The 19,602-nt window shown below is 65.5% G+C and carries 24 protein-coding genes; 15 read left to right on the top strand and 9 right to left on the bottom strand.

Translation table 11 applies throughout. From position 1 onward, the window contains the following. Positions 1-939, top strand: a 939-nt coding sequence (locus tag IF803_RS30350) for a glutamate--cysteine ligase (RefSeq protein WP_461194594.1), incomplete at its 5' end; no start/stop codon positions are given. 143 nt (positions 940-1,082) lie between these two features. Then, positions 1,083-1,637, top strand: coding sequence for a PAN domain-containing protein (locus IF803_RS30345; protein WP_411780090.1), 555 nt, complete (start codon positions 1,083-1,085; stop codon positions 1,635-1,637). A 52-nt stretch (positions 1,638-1,689) separates the two neighbouring features. On the opposite strand, the gene IF803_RS30340 is transcribed toward IF803_RS30345, so the two are convergent. The 5 genes from IF803_RS30340 to IF803_RS30320 form a co-directional block, all read right to left on the bottom strand. Next, the gene (locus IF803_RS30340; RefSeq protein WP_461194592.1) at positions 1,690-2,256 is read right to left on the bottom strand and encodes a nucleotidyltransferase family protein; all 567 of its coding nucleotides are present in this window, start codon (positions 2,254-2,256) and stop codon (positions 1,690-1,692) included. After that, the gene (locus IF803_RS30335; protein WP_461194590.1) at positions 2,253-2,600 is read right to left on the bottom strand and encodes an MmcQ/YjbR family DNA-binding protein; all 348 of its coding nucleotides are present in this window, start codon (positions 2,598-2,600) and stop codon (positions 2,253-2,255) included. The genes IF803_RS30340 and IF803_RS30335 overlap by 4 nt, the downstream gene beginning before the upstream one ends. Before the next feature lie 109 nt (positions 2,601-2,709). After that, positions 2,710-3,480 carry a signal peptidase I gene (gene lepB / locus IF803_RS30330; RefSeq protein WP_016847099.1) on the bottom strand — a complete coding sequence of 257 codons (771 nt, stop codon included), beginning with the start codon at positions 3,478-3,480 and terminating at the stop codon, positions 2,710-2,712. Beyond that, on the bottom strand, positions 3,480-4,904 hold the full coding sequence (gene tldD / locus IF803_RS30325) for a metalloprotease TldD (RefSeq protein WP_016847098.1): 1,425 nt from the start codon (positions 4,902-4,904) through the stop codon (positions 3,480-3,482). Before tldD ends, lepB begins: the two co-directional genes overlap by 1 nt. A 272-nt stretch (positions 4,905-5,176) precedes the next feature. Further along, a complete protein-coding gene (locus IF803_RS30320; RefSeq protein ID WP_461194588.1) occupies positions 5,177-5,626 on the bottom strand; it encodes a winged helix-turn-helix transcriptional regulator in 450 nt (149 codons plus the stop codon). Between the two features lie 134 nt (positions 5,627-5,760). On the opposite strand from IF803_RS30320, the gene IF803_RS30315 reads away from it, so the two are divergent. The 3 genes from IF803_RS30315 to IF803_RS30305 are packed head-to-tail and all read left to right on the top strand — an operon-like array spanning position 5,761 to position 7,320. After that, complete coding sequence (locus IF803_RS30315) at positions 5,761-6,153, top strand: DoxX family protein (RefSeq protein WP_028338992.1); 393 nt, start codon at positions 5,761-5,763, stop codon at positions 6,151-6,153. Between the two features lie 10 nt (positions 6,154-6,163). Further along, the gene (locus IF803_RS30310) at positions 6,164-6,682 is read left to right on the top strand and encodes a DsrE family protein (RefSeq protein ID WP_411780096.1); all 519 of its coding nucleotides are present in this window, start codon (positions 6,164-6,166) and stop codon (positions 6,680-6,682) included. A gap of 35 nt (positions 6,683-6,717) precedes the next feature. Continuing rightward, positions 6,718-7,320 carry a TlpA family protein disulfide reductase gene (locus IF803_RS30305; RefSeq protein WP_411780097.1) on the top strand — a complete coding sequence of 201 codons (603 nt, stop codon included), beginning with the start codon at positions 6,718-6,720 and terminating at the stop codon, positions 7,318-7,320. A 135-nt stretch (positions 7,321-7,455) separates the two neighbouring features. Here the strand turns inward: IF803_RS30305 and IF803_RS30300 are convergent, their stop codons facing one another. Together IF803_RS30300 and IF803_RS30295 are read right to left on the bottom strand one after the other, a co-directional pair. Next, positions 7,456-7,992: an invasion associated locus B family protein gene (locus tag IF803_RS30300; RefSeq protein WP_461194587.1), complete on the bottom strand. Its 537-nt coding sequence runs from the start codon at positions 7,990-7,992 to the stop codon at positions 7,456-7,458. 12 nt (positions 7,993-8,004) lie between these two features. Continuing rightward, positions 8,005-8,343 (bottom strand): hypothetical protein, encoded by a 339-nt coding sequence (locus IF803_RS30295; RefSeq protein ID WP_461194586.1) that lies wholly within the window; start codon positions 8,341-8,343, stop codon positions 8,005-8,007. Between the two features lie 233 nt (positions 8,344-8,576). On the opposite strand from IF803_RS30295, the gene coxB reads away from it, so the two are divergent. The 9 genes from coxB (at position 8,577) to IF803_RS30250 (ending at position 15,738) form a co-directional block, all read left to right on the top strand. Further along, complete coding sequence (coxB, locus tag IF803_RS30290; protein WP_028338988.1) at positions 8,577-9,416, top strand: cytochrome c oxidase subunit II; 840 nt, start codon at positions 8,577-8,579, stop codon at positions 9,414-9,416. An 81-nt stretch (positions 9,417-9,497) separates the two neighbouring features. After that, positions 9,498-11,114 (top strand): cytochrome c oxidase subunit I, encoded by a 1,617-nt coding sequence (gene ctaD / locus IF803_RS30285; protein WP_028338987.1) that lies wholly within the window; start codon positions 9,498-9,500, stop codon positions 11,112-11,114. 64 nt (positions 11,115-11,178) lie between these two features. Continuing rightward, positions 11,179-12,117 (top strand): heme o synthase, encoded by a 939-nt coding sequence (locus tag IF803_RS30280; protein ID WP_461194585.1) that lies wholly within the window; start codon positions 11,179-11,181, stop codon positions 12,115-12,117. A 37-nt stretch (positions 12,118-12,154) separates the two neighbouring features. Next, positions 12,155-12,319, top strand: a complete 165-nt coding sequence (locus tag IF803_RS30275; RefSeq protein WP_018269059.1) for a hypothetical protein — start codon at positions 12,155-12,157, stop codon at positions 12,317-12,319. Between the two features lie 5 nt (positions 12,320-12,324). After that, entirely contained in the window at positions 12,325-12,954 is a 630-nt protein-coding gene (locus tag IF803_RS30270) for a cytochrome c oxidase assembly protein (protein ID WP_461194584.1), read from the top strand. Between the two features lie 55 nt (positions 12,955-13,009). Continuing rightward, positions 13,010-13,906, top strand: a complete 897-nt coding sequence (locus tag IF803_RS30265) for a cytochrome c oxidase subunit 3 (RefSeq protein WP_028338984.1) — start codon at positions 13,010-13,012, stop codon at positions 13,904-13,906. A gap of 65 nt (positions 13,907-13,971) precedes the next feature. Next, the gene (locus IF803_RS30260; RefSeq protein ID WP_026191934.1) at positions 13,972-14,358 is read left to right on the top strand and encodes a DUF983 domain-containing protein; all 387 of its coding nucleotides are present in this window, start codon (positions 13,972-13,974) and stop codon (positions 14,356-14,358) included. Beyond that, positions 14,355-15,125: an SURF1 family protein gene (locus IF803_RS30255; protein ID WP_461194582.1), complete on the top strand. Its 771-nt coding sequence runs from the start codon at positions 14,355-14,357 to the stop codon at positions 15,123-15,125. The genes IF803_RS30260 and IF803_RS30255 overlap by 4 nt, the downstream gene beginning before the upstream one ends. 61 nt (positions 15,126-15,186) lie before the next feature. Then, positions 15,187-15,738 carry a GrpB family protein gene (locus tag IF803_RS30250; RefSeq protein ID WP_461194580.1) on the top strand — a complete coding sequence of 184 codons (552 nt, stop codon included), beginning with the start codon at positions 15,187-15,189 and terminating at the stop codon, positions 15,736-15,738. 54 nt (positions 15,739-15,792) lie between these two features. On the opposite strand, the gene IF803_RS30245 is transcribed toward IF803_RS30250, so the two are convergent. Beyond that, positions 15,793-17,391, bottom strand: coding sequence for a DHA2 family efflux MFS transporter permease subunit (locus tag IF803_RS30245; protein ID WP_461194579.1), 1,599 nt, complete (start codon positions 17,389-17,391; stop codon positions 15,793-15,795). After that, complete coding sequence (locus tag IF803_RS30240; protein ID WP_461194617.1) at positions 17,391-18,656, bottom strand: HlyD family secretion protein; 1,266 nt, start codon at positions 18,654-18,656, stop codon at positions 17,391-17,393. The genes IF803_RS30245 and IF803_RS30240 overlap by 1 nt, the downstream gene beginning before the upstream one ends. A gap of 223 nt (positions 18,657-18,879) precedes the next feature. Between IF803_RS30240 and IF803_RS30235 the strand changes: the two genes are divergently transcribed. After that, entirely contained in the window at positions 18,880-19,596 is a 717-nt protein-coding gene (locus IF803_RS30235) for a TetR/AcrR family transcriptional regulator (protein ID WP_461194577.1), read from the top strand. Positions 19,597-19,602: the final 6 nt, after the last annotated feature.

Genomic DNA, 19,602 nt, shown 5'->3' with positions numbered 1-19,602 from the left:
TCGCGCGCGCAGATCCCCGTGATGCCCAAGGGGCGTTACAAGATCATGCGAAACTACATGCCGAAGGTCGGCAAATACTGCCTCGACATGATGTTCCGGACCTGCACGGTGCAGACCAATCTCGACTTCTCCTCCGAAGCCGACATGGTGAAGAAGCTGCGCGTGTCGCTGGCGTTGCAGCCGATCGCGACCGCCTTGTTCGCCAACTCGCCGTTCACCGAAGGCAAGCCCAACGGCTTCCTGTCGTTCCGTTCCGAGATCTGGCGCGACACCGACAATGCGCGCAGCGGCATGGTGCCGTTCGCGTTCGAGGACGGCATGGGGTTCGAGCGCTATGTCGATTATGCGCTCGACGTTCCGATGTATTTCGTCAAGCGCGGCGAGGAATATATCGACGTCTCCGGCTCCTCGTTCCGGGATTTCTTCGCCGGCAAGAATGCCGCCCTCCCGGGCGAGCGTCCGACCTTGTCGGACTGGGCCAATCACCTCTCGACGATCTTCCCCGAGGTGCGGCTGAAGCGTTACCTCGAAATGCGCGGCGCCGACGGCGTGCCGTGGGGCCGGCTGCCGGCGCTGCCGGCGTTCTGGGTCGGACTGCTCTACGACAATGACAGCCTCGATGCCGCCTGGGACATCGTCCGCCACTGGACCGCGCCGGAGCGGCAGGCACTGCGTGACGACGTGCCGCGTTTCGGCTTCAAGTCGCGGATCAAAGACCGCTATCTGTTCGAGATCGCCAAGGAGTGCCTGATCCTGTCGCATGCCGGATTGCGACGGCGCGGCCGGATCGATCATCTCGGACGCGACGAGAGCCGCTTCCTCGAACCGCTCGAGCGCATCATCGAGGCCGGCCGTTCGCCGGCGGAGGAGATGCTGGAGAAGTTCAACGGTCCGTGGAAGGGCTCGGTGGAACCGGCCTATCAGGAGTACGCGTTTTAATCCCCACTTGGCCCCAATCCGGGCCCGAAACGCGCGCGAACGGCGGTGGTGTCGCACCCGCCGTTCATCCGCCGTACAGGTTCATGGCGTTCAAATGACGACCCGCTAAACGCGCGGGGCTGCGCGAATTTGAAAGCAATCTCATGGGGATAGGCCGCCACTTTAGGGCGTGTGTGGTGATGTTTGCGGTCCTTGCGGCCGCTGTCGTCGCGCGCCCGGCATTGGCGCAGACCAATTTCGACCGTCCCGGCGGCGACTATCTCAACGCGCCGGTGACGACGGGCGATCCGGCCGATTGCGCGCTGACCTGCGAGCGCGACCGCCGCTGCCGCGCCTGGAGCTTCAACTATCCGACCGATGCAAACAACGGCGCGGTGTGCTGGCTGAAGAACACCGTGCCGCCGCGGGTGCAGGACGTCTGCTGCGTCTCCGGGGTGCGCGGCGCGGGCGTGGTCGAACCGCGCAACGGCGCCATCGAAACCTCGATCGACCGCCTCGGCGGCGACTACAAGAATTTCGAACTGAAGAGCAGCGACGGCGACGAGGCCTGCCAGGCCGCCTGCACCGCCGACAACAAGTGCCGCGCCTGGACCTACGCCCGGCCCGGCTATGCCGGCCGCGACGCGCATTGCTTCCTGAAGAAGGAGATCAAGCCGCCGCGGCGGAAGGCGGGGTTCACGTCGGGCGTGGTGCGGTGAGTCCGGTCCCGGATTACGCTTCGCTCCATCCGGGCTACGAAGCTATGACAGGCTACTCCGCCGCCAGCACCGTGATCTCCGGCCACAGCGCCTGCCACCGCTCAGCCTTCCTCGCATAGTTCGCGGCCGAAAAATTCGCGGTCCGGTTCGGCCGCACGATCATGCCGGCGACATCGTCGAAACCGTTCGGCGCATAGACGTCGTAGCCGCGCGTGGTGCGGCGGATGCCGATCTGCGTGTTTTCGGTGAGGAAGCGATCGATGCCGTCGGTCGAACACGACAGCGCCGGGTAGGGCAGGCCATGCTTGTCGGGATACCAGAGATGGACGCGGGCCTGGTTGCGTACCTCGATCGCGACACCGAGACGCGCAAGCCGTGCCTTGAGCTCGCGGATCACCGCGTCCTCGGCCTCCCATGAGGTATCCGGATCGAAATAGAAGATGTCGTGGTCGCTGATGCCATGATCGAGCGGCCGGCTGGTCAGCACGTTCCACACGGTCTGCACCAGACAGCCGGCCACCAGCCATGCATCGGGCAAGCCGAGGCGGTACAGCTCGTCGGTGACGGCTTGATTGGCCGGGTTGCGCAGCGCGGCTGTGAGGAATTCGTCCTGCGTCACGACGAGGCGGTCGCGTCGTAGTCCCTGACCGCCTTCTTCGACGCCAGCGTGCGCCAGTGCCGGCGCAGCAAGGGCTCGACGGTGGCGCGTTTGGCCTTCGACAGGCGGATCAGGACCATCGGGTAGTCGCTGTAGTGATCGGTGAAGTAGAACACCTTGGGCTGATGCTCGACCAGCATGTCGCGCTCATCCGGCGGGACGCCCGGCATCACCAGGCTGTCGCCGTCCTCCTTCAGCCGCACCAGCATCCTGTTGCGCACCTTCAGCGCCGGCGTGCCGTAGGACGAGCCGTCCTCGACCTCCGGCCACGCCAACGCGATGCGCCTGATGTCGTCGAAGGTCACGGCTGACCTCTCGTGGGGAATGTAGCCCGGATGAGCGAAGCGATATCCGGGACGGCCTCGACACATGCCCCGGATGTCGCTGCGCTCATCCGGGCTACGCGCTACGCGTCTACTGCACCGAGGTGAAGAAGCGCGCGAGGCGGAAGCCTGAGAGCCAGGTCCAGACCGGCTGGCTGCGGATGCCGAGGTCCCAGGAGCCGACCACGGCGTCGGCGCGGCCGATCAGATTGTCGATCGGCAAGAGGCCGACGCCGCCGTCGCGCACCGGTACGCGGCTATCGGCGGAATTGTCCCGGTTGTCGCCGAGGACGAACAGTTTGCCCGGCGGCACCGTCACCTCTTGGGTGTTGTCGAGCCGGCCGTTGTCGCGGATCTTGAAGATCGCGTGGTTGACGCCGTTCGGCAGCGTCTCGATATAGCGATACGCCTCCTCGCCGCCGCCGCGATCGTCTTCGGCGAAGCCGGTGCCGTCGGGCTTCAGCGTCGCCGCATGATCGTTGATGAAGAGCTGACCCTGCCGCATCTGGATGCGGTCGCCGGGCAGCCCGACCACGCGCTTGACCCAGGCTTGCGAGCGGTCGCCCGGCCAGCGGAATACAACGACGTCGCCGCGCTTCGGCGTCTCGCCGAACACGCGTCCGGTTTCCGGCAGCGTGATCTGGATCGGCAGCGAAGCCGCGCCGTAGCCATAGGGATATTTTGAAGCGACCAGCGCGTCGCCGATCAGCAGCGTCGGCTCCATCGATCCCGACGGCACGTAGAACGGCTCGGCGATCGCGCCCTTGGCGAGGAACACGACGGCCACGATCGCAGCCAGTTGCACGGCCTGCCCGCGCCAGCTGGTCGGCTTGGCCGTCACGACTTCGTTTCCGCTGCTCACTAGCCCGTTCCTCCGACCGTAATCCGTTCCATCCTGAGCGTCGGCTGGCCGACGCCGACCGGCACGCCCTGGCCGTTCTTGCCGCAGGTGCCGATTCCCGTATCCAGCGCAAGATCGTTGCCGATCATGGTGATCCTGTGGAGATCGGTCGGTCCGTTTCCGATCAACATCGCGCCTTTCACCGGCGCACCGAGCTTACCGTTCTCGATCTTGTAGGCCTCGGTGCACTGGAACACGTATTTGCCCGAGGTGATGTCGACCTGGCCGCCGCCGAAATTGGCGGCGTACATGCCGTTCTTCACCGAGGCGATGATCTCGGCCGGGTCGCGATCGCCCGACAGCATGTAGGTGTTGGTCATGCGCGGCATCGGCACGTGGGCATAGCTCTGCCGCCGTCCGTTGCCGGTCGGCTTCATGCCCATCAGCCGGGCGTTCTGGCGGTCCTGCATGTAGCCGACCAGAATGCCGTCCTCGATCAGCACGGTGCGGTTGGTCGGCGTGCCCTCGTCGTCGATCGAGAGCGAGCCGCGGCGCGAGGCCATGGTGCCGTCATCGACCACTGTGACGCCCTTGGCGGCGACCTGCTGGCCCATCAGGCCGGCAAAGGCGGAGGTCTGCTTGCGGTTGAAATCGCCCTCGAGCCCATGGCCGACGGCCTCATGCAGCATCACGCCGGGCCAGCCGGCGCCAAGCACCACGTCCATCTCGCCGGCGGGCGCCGGCACCGATTCGAGGTTGACCAGCGCCTCGCGCAGCGCGCCGTCGGCGGCGTCGCGCCAGGCCTTGGTCTCGATGAAGCGCGCATAGCCCTCGCGGCCGCCATAGCCCTTGCTGCCGCTCTCCTGCCGGTCGCCTTGTCCGGCGACCACGGAGATGTTGACGCGCACCAGCGGGCGGATGTCGCGATAGCTCTCGCCGTCCGGCCGCAGGATCTCGACCACCTGCCAGGTCGCGGTGAGGCTGGCGGAGACCTGCCGCACCCGCGGGTCCTTGTCCCTGACATAGGCGTCGATCTCGCCGAGCAGCTTGACCTTGGCCTCGAATGCCGGCCCGTCCAGCGGGTTCTCGTCGCCATAAAGCTTGATGTTGGTGTGGGCGGGCGCCGCGGCGAAAGTGCCGGCATAGCCGCCGCGCACGGCCGCGACGGCATCCGCGGCACGGATCAGCGCCGGGATCGAGACGTCGGAGGAATGCGCATAGCCGACCGCATCGTCCTTGACCGCGCGCAGGCCAAAGCCCTGCGAGGTGTCATAGGTCGCCTGCTTCAGCCTTCCGTTGTCGAACACCAGCGCCTCGGTTTGCCCGAACTCCAGGAACAGCTCGCCGTCGTCGGCGCCTTCAAGTCCGCGCGCCACCTCGCGGCGGACGGCATCGCGGTCCAGATTGGCGCGGTCGAGCAGGGAGGTCGTGGCGGGATTGGTCATGGTCACTCCGACGCAGTGCGATTGCTTGGCGATTCCTCGTCATCCTTGCCTGAAGCGCAACTGATTGCCAGTGGGGAACCCGCAGCAGGGATTTCGGGGGGATTGAAGCAGAGACGAGCGGAAAACTCATCTTACAACCCGGAAACCTGTACCGGTCCCGGTTCAGGCCCGGACGGCGATCACCAAAGATAGTGGTTGGGGTGGCAAACCGGGAGTGCCTGCGGCTATGCGGTCGATCACACTGCCCCGTCGGGCTCGTCACCTTGTCGTCATCACCTTGAGCGCCGATCCGCCTTCCGCGGCTGGCTTTCGCCGGCATCGCCCGATTGCGGCTTCGGCTGCGCGGTGCCTTGTGCCGAGGTCGGAAAGCCATGCTCCTGCGCCCAGCGGTACAGTTCGTCGAACACCGGCTTGAGCGCCTTGGCCGACGGCGTCATCTCGTACTCAACCCGTGGCGGCACCTCGGGATAGACCGTGCGCTTGACGAGGCCGTTGGCCTCGAGATCGCGCAGCTGCGTGGTCAGCATGTGCTGGGTCACGCCGGGGATCGACTGGCGCAGCTCGCCGAACCGCCGCTTGCGCTCGACCAGTTGCCAGAGGATGTCGCCCTTCCATTTCCCGGCCAGCACCGACAGCGCGCGATGAAATTGCGCCGACAGGTCGCCGTTGCACGGCTCGGACGCCGCCGGAGGTTCAGCAGGCTCAATAGTCAGTTTTTTCATACTACCTCACAAAAAGCATCCTACTTGTTCTTTTCATCTTACTCCCGAATTTAGACCACCGAAAGCCGCGGGCCAGCCGCCGATCGGTCGGGTGGCCCCGCGGCCCGGCCTTACGAACAACTCGGGAGTCATCAATGTCAGTTGCAGTTGCCGCGGCGCCGTCGCGCTGGAAATCCGTCAGCCTCTGGGTCGTCAGGGGGCTGCTCGCTTTAGCCTTTGCCGCCGCGGGCGCCGCCAAGCTCTACGGCGTGCCGATGCTGGTCGAGGAATTCGAGCATATCGGGCTTGGTCAGTGGTTCCGCTATTTCACCGGATCGCTGGAGCTGCTCGGCGCGATCCTGATCCTGCTGCCCCCGGTCGCAGCGTTCGGCGGCGTGCTGCTCAGCTGCATCATGGTCGGTGCCACCATCACGCATCTGTTCGTGATCGGCGGCTCGCCGGTGCCCGCCCTGGTGCTGCTGACATTGAGCGCAATCGTCGCCTACGCCAAGCGCAGCCAGTTCGCCCTGCTCGCGAGCGCGCCGTGAGGTGAGCGCGATGCGCGTCTCTCGCCGCAAGCTGGCGGTCGTGACCGGGCTGGTGCTGGCCTTCGCGGTGCCGTTCGCCGCGACAATGCTGCTCACCGGCTCGGTCGCGGCGGTCTCGAAGCCGGAGCCCAAGAAACTTGAGTCCAGCAAGCCGGAGCCGCGCGTGCACCGCCTGGTGCTGCCGATCAACAGCGACGACCCGACCACGATGCGGGCGCTGATCTCGACCGCGCTCAACCTCCCGAAATATTATCGGGAGCGCAATGAGCCGTTCGAGATCGAGGTCGTCGCCTACAATGCCGGCGTCCACATGCTGCGGGCCGATACCTCGCCGGTGAAGGACCTGCTCCGGGTGGTGAGGGGGCTCACGCCGGACATCCGCTTCGTGGTCTGCGAAGCCACCAAGCTCGGCATGGAGCGCGCCGAGGGACATCCGCTGGTCCTGCTCGACAATGTCGTCCTGGTGCCGAACGGGCCCGGGCGCATCATCGAATTGCAGGAAGCCGGCTGGTCCTACATCCGCTCCTGAGCGATGCAGCGATCAAGCCAAGTGGAGAACCCATCATGACGTCAGCTCACGCACCGACGCGCCGCGCCGTCGTCGCCGGTATGATCGGCGCCGGCGCCTCGCTCGTGATGCCCGCCGGAGCCGTGCGCGCAGCGTCGGGGCCGCCGCAGTTCGGCACCATCCGGCACCAGTTCACGCAGGTCGAAGGCGCCCGCCCGGTGCCGCAGGTTGCGATCCCCGTGCTCGCCGGCGGCGCGCTCGATCTCACCGCGTTCAAAGGCAGGATGGTGCTGGTGAACTTCTGGGCCACCTGGTGCGCGGCGTGCCGGACCGAGCTACCGATGCTGGACCGCCTTGCCGCGAGCGGCCGCAGCGATCTCGTCGTCGTCGCTGTCAGCACCGATCGCAACCGCGCGCCGGTCGCGCCCTACGTCAAGCAGCTCAAGCTCCGCCACCTCGCGATCGGCTTCGATCCGGGTGGCCTCGTGTCGCGCGTCGACGCCGCCGAGGCCGATACGCCGTTCGCGCTCTACGGCATGCCGATCACATTCTTGATCGGCGTCACCGGACAGGTCGAAGGCTACATGACGGGAGAGGCGGACTGGCTGTCCGCCGAGGCGAGCGGATTGTTCGACTATTATGCGGCGGGTGGGCGGTGAGCCGATCTGCCTGGCGTAGCCCGGATGAAGCGAAGCGAAATCCGGGAAGACACTCTCCTGTGCTGACGCCGGTCCCGGATTGCGCTGCGCTTCATCCGGGCTACGGCCTCTGCATTTGCGACGCCGGCCTAACCCCTAGGGCAATTTGTCATACCCCTCCGACAGGCCATTCAGGCTGAGCGGAAAGCCGATGCCCTCTTCCGGGGTCTCGAAGATGATGAAGGTCGCGGTCTTAGCGTTCTTGAGCTGGCCGAGCAGCTTGTCGTCCATCACGACCTCGGCGACGCAGCCATTGGGCAGGCAGCGGACAAAACCGGCGCGGCCGACGTCCTGATTGTCGAGCTTGAGGCCGAGGCCGGAGGGCAGCAGCACGCCGAGCGGCGCGACCACGCGCATCAGGCGGCTCTTCTGGTCGGCGGTCTTCAGCACGATCACAGTCAGGCCGGCGTTGGAGCGGTCTTCTGCTACCACGCTCTGGATCAGAGCGCATTGCTCGGCCTGGGCGCCGGGCGGGGTGTCGCAGCGGATCTGCCAGTCGCCGTGAACCGAGCGCACCGCGCCTTGCGCGTTTGCCGGCTGGGTCAGGCCAAGAGAAAGGCCAAGCCAGAGGGCCAGAATCGCGAGGCCGCCGAGCCGGCTGGCCATCGTCAAACGAATGTTCGAAGCGCCCATCCGGGTCGATCCTTATAGATGTTCGGTCGGTCCGGCCGTCCGGCCGCCGGTAGCACGCGCGCCATGATGCGCTTCCCGGAAGCGAATCATGATCTCATCTTCTTGTTTGAGCATGATCTTTCGGAAAACCGGTCTCCACTTTTCCGGATCATGCTCAGGCGTCGACTGATACCGCAATGACGGCGCCTTGAAGGCGATCTTGAAGCCATTCTCGCGCCGGATTGGGGCAGCCCGCAGCGAATCAGGTTCCTGTGCGCTGCCCTGTCTGTGGGTACATCCGGTAATCCCCCTGTCAACTGCATGCGGCGTCGTTTCGGCGACTTTCGCTTGATTTTGCGGGAAAAATCGCAAGCGGCAGCTTCATCGCAGGCGCATGGCTTTCGGCCCCACTACTGCATTGCGAGCGCCGGAGAATTATGGTTTGAGAGGCTGGATTTCGACGCGTTCTAGCGATCTGGCTCCCGTACCCACCTTGACTCAGAGACGGGTATGTCCGGAAGGCCGTTTGTCAGGGCGGATCGTGCTGCATTTTCGGCCATGTGCCGGGGGTGCTTTGGGGAATAATGCAAGGGAGCGCGAGCGGCATGAAGATGTCGATTGGCCGGTTGGGCAGGCAATTGCTGGGGTTGGCGGTAGCGGGTGTGGCGTCGATCGCCGCGGGATCGGCCTTCGCCGAGATGGGGCAGCCGGCTCCGTGGGAGCACACGCTGCAGGAAGCCGCGACCCCGGTGATGGAAAACATCATCTGGTTTCACAATTTCCTGCTGGTGCTTATTACCGTCATCACCCTGTTCGTGCTGGCGCTGCTCATCATCGTGGTGGTGAAGTTCAACGCCCGGGCCAACCCGGTCCCCTCCAGGACCACCCACAACACGCTGATCGAAGTGGCCTGGACGCTGATCCCGGTCCTGATCCTGGTCGGCATCGCGGTGCCGTCGTTCCGCCTGCTGTTCCTGGAGCTCGACGTGCCGAAGCCGGACCTCACCGTGAAGGTCACCGGCAAGCAGTGGTACTGGTCCTACGCCTACCCGGATAACGGCAAGTTCGAGTTCGACTCGCTGCTCGACAAGGACAAGCAGCCGCGTCTGCTCGGCGTCGACAACGAGATGGTGGTCCCGGTCAACAAGGTGGTGCGGATCCAGACCACCGGCGCCGACGTGATCCACTCCTTCGCGGTGCCGGCCTTCGGCGTGAAGATCGACTCGGTCCCCGGCCGCCTCAACGAGAGCTGGTTCAAGGCGACCAAGACCGGCGTGTTCTACGGCCAGTGCTCGGAACTGTGCGGCAAGGACCATGCCTTCATGCCGATCGCGGTGCGGGTCGTCAGCGACCAGGAATTCGCGACCTGGGTTGAAGGCGCGAAGAAGAAGTTTGCGACCAACCCGGCGAATTCCTACGCCTCGGCTGGTCAGGCGGCGCAGTAAGCCTCACGGCTTACGGCGCGGATGGAATAAGGGCGACGGGACCGCAAGGTCCAAGAGGGACTGCAAGGCAGGATTTTGAACATGGCGACAGGCGCAGCGACACACGACGATCACGCCCATGATGATCACGCCCATCATCCGACCGGATGGCGGCGTTATCTCTACTCTACGAACCACAAGGACATCGGTACGATGTACCTGGTCTTTGCGGTGATCGCGGGCATCATCGGCGCGGCGATGTCGATCGCGATCCGTGCCGAGTTGATGTATCCGGGCGTCCAGATATTCCACGAGACGCACACCTATAACGTGTTCGTGACCTCGCACGGTCTGATCATGATCTTCTTCATGGTCATGCCGGCGATGATCGGCGGCTTCGGCAACTGGATGGTGCCGCTGATGATCGGCGCGCCGGACATGGCGTTCCCGCGCATGAACAACATCTCGTTCTGGCTGCTGCCGGCCTCGTTCGCGCTGCTGCTGATGTCCACCTTCGTCGAGGGTGAGCCGGGCGCCAACGGCGTCGGCGCGGGCTGGACCATGTACGCGCCGCTGTCGACCTCCGGCCATCCGGGTCCTGCGGTCGATTTCGCGATTCTCTCGCTCCATCTCGCGGGTGCCTCGTCGATCCTCGGCGCCATCAACTTCATCACCACGATCTTCAACATGCGTGCGCCGGGCATGACCCTGCACAAGATGCCGCTGTTCGTGTGGTCGATCCTGGTCACCGTGTTCCTGCTGCTGTTGTCGCTGCCGGTGCTCGCCGGTGCGATCACCATGCTGCTGACCGACCGTAATTTCGGCACCACCTTCTTTGCGGCTGACGGCGGCGGCGACCCGGTGCTGTTCCAGCACCTGTTCTGGTTCTTCGGTCACCCCGAAGTGTACATCCTGATCCTGCCCGCCTTCGGCATGGTCAGCCAGATCGTCTCCACCTTCTCGCGCAAGCCGGTGTTCGGCTATCTCGGCATGGCCTACGCCATGGTCGCGATCGGCGGCATCGGTTTCGTGGTGTGGGCGCACCACATGTACACCGTCGGCATGTCCTCGGCGACGCAGGCCTATTTCGTCGCCGCCACGATGGTGATCGCGGTGCCGACCGGCGTGAAGATCTTCTCCTGGATCGCCACGATGTGGGGCGGCTCGATCGAGTTCAAGGCGCCGATGATCTGGGCGATCGGCTTCATCTTCCTGTTCACCGTCGGCGGCGTCACAGGCGTCGTGCTGGCCAATGCCGGTGTCGATCGCGTGCTGCAGGACACCTATTACGTGGTGGCGCACTTCCACTACGTGCTGTCGCTCGGCGCCGTGTTCGGCATCTTCGCCGGCTGGTACTACTGGTTCCCGAAGATGTTCGGCTACATGTACTCGGAGACCATCGCCAAGGCGCACTTCTGGTTTACCTTCATCGGCGTCAACCTGGTGTTCTTCCCGCAGCACTTCCTCGGCCTGTCGGGCATGCCGCGCCGCTATGTCGACTATCCGGATGCATTCGCGGGCTGGAACCTGATCTCGTCCTGGGGCTCCTACATCTCGGGCATCGGCGTTCTGATCTTCATCTACGGCGTGATCGATGCCTTCGTCCGCAAGGAGCAGGCCGCGAACAATCCGTGGGGTGCGGGTGCGACCACGCTGGAGTGGACGCTGACCTCGCCGCCGCCGTTCCACCAGTTCGAAGTGCTGCCCCGCGTGCAGTAAGTCCACGACAACGCGGCGCACTTTAAGGGTGCGCCGCGCCTTTTGAGAGAAGCGAGACCTGATCTTGTCGGTTGTCGATCACAACGCCATCGAACTGCCCCGGATCTCCGAGGCCGAAGTGGGCGACTACATCGCGCTGTTGAAGCCGCGCGTGATGTCGCTGGTGATCTTCACCGCGCTGGTCGGGCTGATGATCGCGCCGGTGCACGTGCATCCGGTGCTGGCGTTCACCTCGATCCTGTGCATCGCGGTCGGCGCCGGCGCCTCCGGCGCGCTCAACATGGCCTATGAGGGCGACGTCGACGCGCTGATGACGCGCACCGCCAACCGGCCGATCCCGCGCGGCCGCATCACGCCGACCGAGGCGGCCGCGTTCGGCATCACGCTCGCCTTCTTCTCGGTGATGACGCTCGGCATCCTGGTCAACTGGGTGGCGGGCGCGCTGCTTGCCTTCACCATCTTCTTCTACGCCGTGATCTACACGATGTGGCTGAAGCGCTGGACTGCGCAGAACATCGTGATCGGCGGTGCCGCCGGTGCCTTGCCGCCGGTGGTGGCGTGGGCCGCCGCGACCGGATCGCTCTCGGTCGAGCCGATTCTCCTGTTCCTGATCATCTTCTTCTGGACCCCGCCGCATTTCTGGGCGCTGGCGCTGTTCCGCAGCGACGATTATGCGCGCGCCGGCATCCCGATGCTGCCGGTCGTCGCCGGACCCGACGCGACCCGGCTGCAGATCCTGCTCTACACCATCGTGCTGGTCGCGATCGCGCTGGCGCCGTGGCCGCTCGGCTATTTCGACGCGATCTACGGCGCCACCTCACTGGTGCTTGGCGCCGGCATGCTGTGGCTCGCCATCGAGGTCTATCGCCGCCGCGAGGGCACGGCCGCCAACCGCGCCACGCGCCGGCTGTTCGCCTTCTCGATCCTCTATCTGTTCGCGCTGTTTGCCGTCCTCCTCGCCGAGGTCGTGGTCCGCGCGATTGCGCCTGTCTTCATCGGATAGGGAGCCGGGGGGCGAGATGGGGGCGCATGGGATATCAATGGACGAGAAACGCGAACCAGAAGGAATCGTCCTCACCGAGGCACAGCTCAGGAGCCGCCGCCAGCGCTCGATCGCCATCGCGCTCGCGCTCGGCATCCTGGTCGTGCTGTTCTTCGCCGTCACCCTCGTCAAGGGGCCAGCCGTGCTGGTGCGGCCGCTGTGAGTGAGATGGCGAACCAGGAACCGCAGCAGGGTGAGGGCACCAAGGTCACGCGCCGCACGCTGACGCGCGACGCCGTGGTCGCCTCGATCTGCGGCTTCGTCGTGGTGCTGATGGTCGGCGCGTCCTACGCGGCCGTGCCGTTCTACAACTGGTTCTGCCGCACCACCGGCTTCAACGGCACCACCCAGGTCGCGACCTCGGTGCCTTCGGATGCGCCGCTCGCGCGCACCATTTCGGTCAGCTTCGATTCCAACGTCGCGCCGGGCCTGCCCTGGAAGTTCGAGCCGGAGCAGAACACGATCGACGTCAAGATCGGCCAGGTGGTCACGGTCTACTACACCGTCACCAACCAGTCGGCGCGCACCACGACCGGCCAGGCGTCCTACAATGTCGCGCCGCTGACGGTCGGCGCCTATTTCCAGAAGATCAACTGCTTCTGCTTCACCGAACAGACCATGGCGCCGGGCGAAAAGCGCGAGATGGCCGTGGTGTTCTATGTCGATCCGGCGCTGGCCAAGGACAGCGAGAACGACACGCTGAAGACGATCACTTTGTCCTACACCTTCTTCCCCGTGCGCGACGCAACGCCGAAGCCCGTGGCGGCCGGCGAGGCGGAGCAGCGCAAGGGCGGCTAGTTCTGGAATTTGAGATTTAAGACGTGCCTTGCGGCACGCGAATGGAGAGACGGCAATGGCTGAGGCGCAAGTCAAGCATCACGACTATCATCTCGTCGACCCGAGCCCATGGCCGGTGGTCGGCTCGATCTCGGCCTTCATCATGGCGTTCGGCGCGATCGGCTGGATGCACCACATGTTCTCCGCGGCCCCGATCGTGTTCGGCGTCGGCACCATCGGCGTGCTCTACACGATGGCGAGTTGGTGGGGCGACGTGATCAAGGAAGCCCAGTACAAGGGCGACCACACCCGCGTGGTGCAGATCAGCCACCGCTACGGCATGATCCTGTTCATTGCCTCCGAGGTGATGTTCTTCGTCGCCTGGTTCTGGGCCTTCTTCAACTCGGCGCTGTTCCCGGCCGACGCGGTGCACGCCACGCGCGATGCGGTGTTCGGCTGCGGCGCCGGCACGGCGATGGGCGCCTGCTCGGTCCCGGGCACCTGGCCGCCGAAGGGCATCGAGACCTTCGATCCCTGGCATCTGCCGCTGCTCAACACGCTGCTGCTCCTGACCTCGGGCACCACCGTTACCTGGGCGCACCATGCGCTGCTCGAGAACGACCGCCAGGGCCTCAAGCAGGGCCTGATCCTCACCGTGATCCTCGGTGCCCTCTTCACCTGCGTGCAGGCCTATGAGTACGCCCATGCGACGTTCTCGTTCGGCGGCAACGTCTATGGCGCGACCTTCTTCATGGCGACTGGGTTCCATGGTTTCCACGTGCTGGTCGGCACCATCTTCCTGCTGGTCTGCCTGATCCGCGCCTATGCCGGCCACTTCACGCCGAAGCAGCACCTCGGCTTCGAGTTTGCCGCCTGGTACTGGCACTTCGTCGACGTGGTCTGGCTGTTCCTGTTCATCTGCATCTACGTCTGGGGCCACGGCGCCGAGACGATGGCCCACGGCGCACACTAATTGCCGGCCGACGTGCTAAGAGGGGGGCGGCCGAATGGCCGCCCCTTTGCTTTTGAAGAGAACCGATGACCGATACCCCGCCGACCGTCACTGAGAGCGCACTGCGCGGCATCGCCTGCCGCTGCCCGCGCTGCGGCAAGGGCAAGCTCTATTCCGGCTTCCTGACGCTGGCGCCGCGCTGCCAGGCCTGCGGCCTCGACTTCGCCTTCATCGATTCCGGCGACGGGCCGGCGATCTTCGTCATCATGCTGGCCGGTGCCATCGTGGTCGCGGCGGCGCTGATCGTCGAGGTGAAGTACCAGCCGCCGTTCTGGGTGCATGCTGCGCTGTGGCTGCCGTTGATCCTGGTCACCACGATCCTGCCGCTACGATCGATGAAGGCACTTCTGATCGCGCTGCAATTCCACCACAAGGCCGCCGAAGGCCAATTGATCGAGCGCGACCCGAAATGAATGATACGACGACGCGCCGGCCGAGCGCGGCCGGCTTCGGCATTTTCACGTTGATCCTGATCGCGGTGTTTATCGCCCTTGGCTTTTGGCAATTGCAGCGCCGGGTCGAAAAGCACGCGCTGATCGCGGCGCTCGATGCGCGGCTGGCCGCCCCGACCGAGGCGCTGCCACCGCCGTCGGCATGGCCGACACTGACCTCCGCCAAGGATGAATTCCGCCGCGTCATGCTGACCGCGACCTATGCGAAGCAGCCCGACGCGATGGTGTTCAGCTCCGGCTCCGCGGTGCGCGACGACATTTCGGGTCCGGGCACCTGGGCGTTGCTGCCGGCGAAGCTCGCGAGCGGCGAGACCGTCGTGATCAACACCGGCTTTGTCCAGAACACGATGCAGGATCGCGCCTTCGAGGACCGCGTCGTTGGCCGCCTCGTCACCGGCGCGCCGGTTGAACTTACCGGCTATATCCGCTTTCCCGAGCCACCGGGCCGGCTGACGCCGAAGGAAGATCCGGCGAAGCGGCTGTGGTTCGTGCGCGATCATCGCGCGATGGCGCAGGCGCTCGGCTGGGGACAGGTCGCGCCGTTCTACATCGACCTCGAGGCGCCGGTGCCCGACAGCGGCACGCCGAAGCCCGGACCGCTCAAGGTGCGTCTCAAGGACGACCACATGCAGTACGCCATCACCTGGTTCTCGCTGGCCGCCGCGGTCACCATCGCCTTCGGCCTGTGGTGGCGCGGCCACCGGCGGCGCGCCTCTGGTCGAACCTAGTCTCATCATGGTTTGATTGACCCGCGAAGGGGGACTTCGCGGCAAGCAATCAGGGTGTGCCATGGAGAAATACGGCGCCGGGCCAATCGTTGTCCTGGACTATGACCCCAACTGGCCGGCCATGTTCGAGACGGAGCGTGCAAGGGTCGAGCATGCGCTCGGCTCGTTGGCCCTGGCCATCGAGCATGTCGGAAGCACCGCGGTTCCGGGTTTGCCGTCGAAGCCGATCATCGACCTGATGGTCGGTGTCCCCAGCCTCGCGGAGGCGCGGGAACGCTGCATCGAGCCGATCGAGGCGCTCGGCTACAACTACATACCGGAATACGCGGCGTGGCTGCCTGGCGAGTTGTTCTTCCGCAAGGGCCCTCCGGGCCCGTGGACCCATCATCTGCATGTGATGGAGCCATCCAATCCGCGCTGGGAAACGCTGCTGGTGTTTCGCGATTATCTTCGCGCGCACCCCGAAGCGGCCCACGCCTACGCGGATATCAAGCAGGCCCTTGCTGCCTCCTCAAGGGAGGACATCGCGGCCTATCGCAACGGCAAAACTCGTTTCGTCGAGGAGACGACCGCGAGGGCCCGCGCGTGGCGCGCGGACCTGTCCGGTCGATAGCGCGGCTTCGCCACGCCTGCATTCTGTCGTAGTTCATCCATGTCCGCGCCGGAATCAATGACCCATCGGGGCGGCGCCGCCGAGCTTGACCTTGCGCAAGGTCAGCGCCAGCGGGATCGCCGAGAGCGAGATCAGCATCAGGACCCAGAACGCGTCCATGTAGGACAGGAACGAGGCCTGGGTCTGCACCTGCTGCCCGATCCACTGGATCGCCTGGCTGTGCGCCTGCGCCAGCGAACTGCCCTGGGCGACGAAGAAGTCGGTGATCTGGTGCAGCGTATCCTGGTATTGCGGGCTCGACGGCGTCACCTGCTCGACCAGCCGGCTCTGGTGGAATTGCTGGCGATGCGTCAGCACGTTGGACACGATCGAGACGCCGATCGAGCCGCCGGTGTTGCGCGCCGCGTTGATCAGCGCGGAGGCCTGGTCGGTCTTGTCGGGCGGAATGCCGTCATAGGACGCCGCCATGATCGGCACGAAGATCAGCGGCAGGCCGACGCCGATCAGCATGCGCGAGCGCGCCATGAACCAGAAGCCGAGATCGCCATAGACGTTGGTCATGCTGTACATCGAGGCGGCGATCACCAGCGCGCCGGCAACGATCAGGTATTTCGGCTGCACCCGGGCGGCGAGCCGGCCGACCGCGAACATCATCATCATGGTGACGCCGCCGCCGGGCGAGAGCACGAGGCCGGCCCAGGTCGCGGTGTAGCCGAAATCCTGCTGCACCAGCTGCGGCAAGAATTGCGTGGTCGCGAGCAGGATGGCGCCGGTCGCCAGCATCACCAGGAAGCAGGCGCCGAACTGCCGGGTTGCGACCATGCGCAGATCGATCATCGGATTGCGCCGGGTCATCTCCCACGGGATCATCAGCACGAACGCCGTAGCGCAGATCACCGCGAAGGTGATGATGAAGGGCGAGGCGAACCAGTCGTCCTCGAGGCCGCGGTCGAGCACCACCTCGAGCGCGCCGAGGAAGGTCGCGACCAGCGCGAAGCCGATGAAGTCGAACGTGTTGCCCTCGGGCTGCGTCCCCTTGGCTTTTGCGGTCGCGGGCTCCTGCAGCACGGCCGCGATCAGCGCGATCGCGAACACGCCGACCGGCGCGTTGATCAGGAAGCACCAGTGCCAGGAGAGGTTGTCGGACAGCCAGCCGCCGAGCGTCGGGCCGACCACCGGCGCCACCACGACGGCAATGCCGAACACCGCGAACGCCTGCCCGCGCTTGGCCGGCGGGAAGGCGTCGGCAAGAATCGATTGCGCAACCGGCACCATGCCGCCGCCGCCGAGACCCTGCAGGATACGGAACAGCAGCAGCGCGTTCAGATTGGGCGCGAAGCCGCACAGGATCGAGCTGACGGTGAAGATGCCGAGGCAGATCAGGAAGAAGGGCTTGCGCCCGAGCGTGCGGGCGAGAAAGCCGGAGGCGGTCAGGATGATGGCGTTGGACACCAGATAGGTGGTGACCACCCAGGAGGCCTCGTCCTCGCTCACGCCCATGCCGCCGGCGATATAGGGCAGTGCCACATTGGCAATGGTGGTGTCGAGCACCTCCATGAAGCTCGCGAGCGCAACCACGATGGCGATCAGCCAGGGATTGACGGTGGCGCTCGGCACCGGAACGCCTTTGGCGTCGATCGCGGCGGCACTCATCACAGCCTCCCGAAGCTCGACTTCTCAAGGCGCTCGACGAGGGACGGCGCCGCATCGATCCGCACTGTCGGGACGACGGACATGCCCGGGCCGAGCGCGACGTCGGTCGGCGGGTTGTCCATCACGATCTTCACCGGCACGCGCTGCACGATCTTGACGTAGTTGCCGGTGGCGTTCTGCGCCGGCAGCAGTGAGAACGCGGTGCCGGAGCCCGGCTGCACGCTCTCCACATGGCCCTGGATGGTGCGTCCGGGATAGGCATCGATCTTCAACGTCACCTTCTCGCCGGGGCGCATCTTGTCGAGCTGGATCTCCTTGAAGTTTGCGGTGACCCAGGTCTGGTCGGGCACGAACATCGTCAGATTGGTGCCCGCCTGGGCGAACTGGCCGACTGCGGCCGAGAGGTTGACGACGCGGCCCGGCTGCGCGGCGGTGACCGTCGTATAGGACAGATTGAGCTCGGCCTGGTCGCGCTGTGCCTCGGCCTGGGCGAGGTTCGCGACCGCGCTCTTGCGCTGCGCCTTCAGCGATTCGACCTGACGCTTTGCGAGGTTGAACGTCGCCTGCGCGCTCAGCAGCGCAGCCTGCTGCTGATGCAGCTGCGAGGTGAACTGCTCGGAATTCTGCACCGTGCCGTAGCCGGATTGCTCCAGATGCTGGTAGCGCGTCGCCTGCTGCTGGGCGAACACCAGCGCCGCCTGCGCCTGATCCACTTGGGCCTGATTGGCTGATATCTGCGCCTGCTGCACGTCGAGCTGCGCATCGACATTCTCGATGTTGGCGCGGGCGGCCGCGACCTGCGCCTCGGCCTGCGCCAGCGCGACGCGATAGTCGCGGTCGTCGAGCCGGGCGATCACGTCTCCGGCCGCGACATGCTGGTTGTCGGTGACCGGGACGGCGGTGATGTAGCCGGAGATCTTCGGCCCGAGCGCGGACTGCCGTGCGGCGATGAAGGCGTCGTCGGTGGATTCGAAATGCCCGCTATAGTCCATGTAGAGATAGCCGCCGCCGATTGCCGCCGCGAGCAGCACGACGCCGATCGCGGAGACGACCGGACGGCGGCGCAGGAAGCCGCGCTTCGGCGCCGTGCCGGTCACCTCGGGCGGGACGGTTGCCGGCGGGGCGGGCTGCTTGCCCGCGGGACGCTCCTGCGCCGGAGCCCGTGTCGTGATCTCCGGCCGCTCCGATGTGACATTGGGCTCATGCGAGGCCGGCGCCGAGGACGCCGCCTCGATGCCCTCGTGGCCCGGTTGGTGGCGCTCCAAAACAGTGTCTTCGAACATGATGGCTGCTCCTGGCTGATGAGCGAGGTCCGCCGGGCCTTCGCAAAAGGGAACGATACCGTTCCGTTCTATGCGACAAATAGTCCCGCTGCGACGCAGCGTCAATAAGAACGGAACTGTATCGTTCTATTTACAACTAGATGTGATAAGGCTATATTGCTTGATATTGCCGGCCTGACCGGCCCATCGAACCCGGGTCGATGCGATGACCACCAGTACCCTGAAGAAGCCGCGGGCCGCCAAAGCCAGGCCGGTCGAGGTGCGCGCCGGGCGGCCGCCGAAGGAACTCGCCGGCGAGGTCGATGCGCGGATTCTCGAGGCCGCGCGCAAAGTCTTCCTGCAGCGCGGGTTCGAGGGCGCGAGCATCGACGAGATCGCGGAGGCCGCGCGCTCCGGCAAGCGGACGATCTATGCGCGCTTCCGCGACAAGCGGGCGCTGTTCACCGAAGTGGTCACGCGGGACATCCTGTCACGCATCGCCGAGTTCAAGGCCGATCCGCCGGTTGGCGCGACCATCGAGGAGCGCCTCACCAGCGTTGCCTCGACCCTGCTGCATTGGGGCTTCGACGCCGACCGGATCGGCCTGATGCGGCTCGCGATCGCGGAGGCGCACCGCTTCCCGGATCTCGCCGCCAACGTCAACCGCAGGGCGCGCGCGCTCAGCACCGAGCTCGGCATTCACCTGCTGCGCGAGCTGACGCAATCCGACGAGCTCGGCAAGCTGCCGGCCTTCGCGCCCGAACACCTGCCGACCACGGCGCGGATGTTCCTCGACATCATCGCCGTGCCGATGCTGCTTCGGGCCTTGTTCGAGGTGGATCTGAAGGCGCTTGATCCCGAGATCGACGCCCATGTCGCGCGCGGCGTCGCGTTTTTCGTTGCTGCATGCCGGACCGGCTGGGCGGAGAATCCCAAGCCATAGGCAAAC

Source organism: Bradyrhizobium sp. UFLA06-06, from assembly GCF_054820065.1.
The sequence above is the reverse complement of the archived record's forward strand: the minus strand, read 5'-3'. Positions and strand labels throughout refer to the sequence as shown.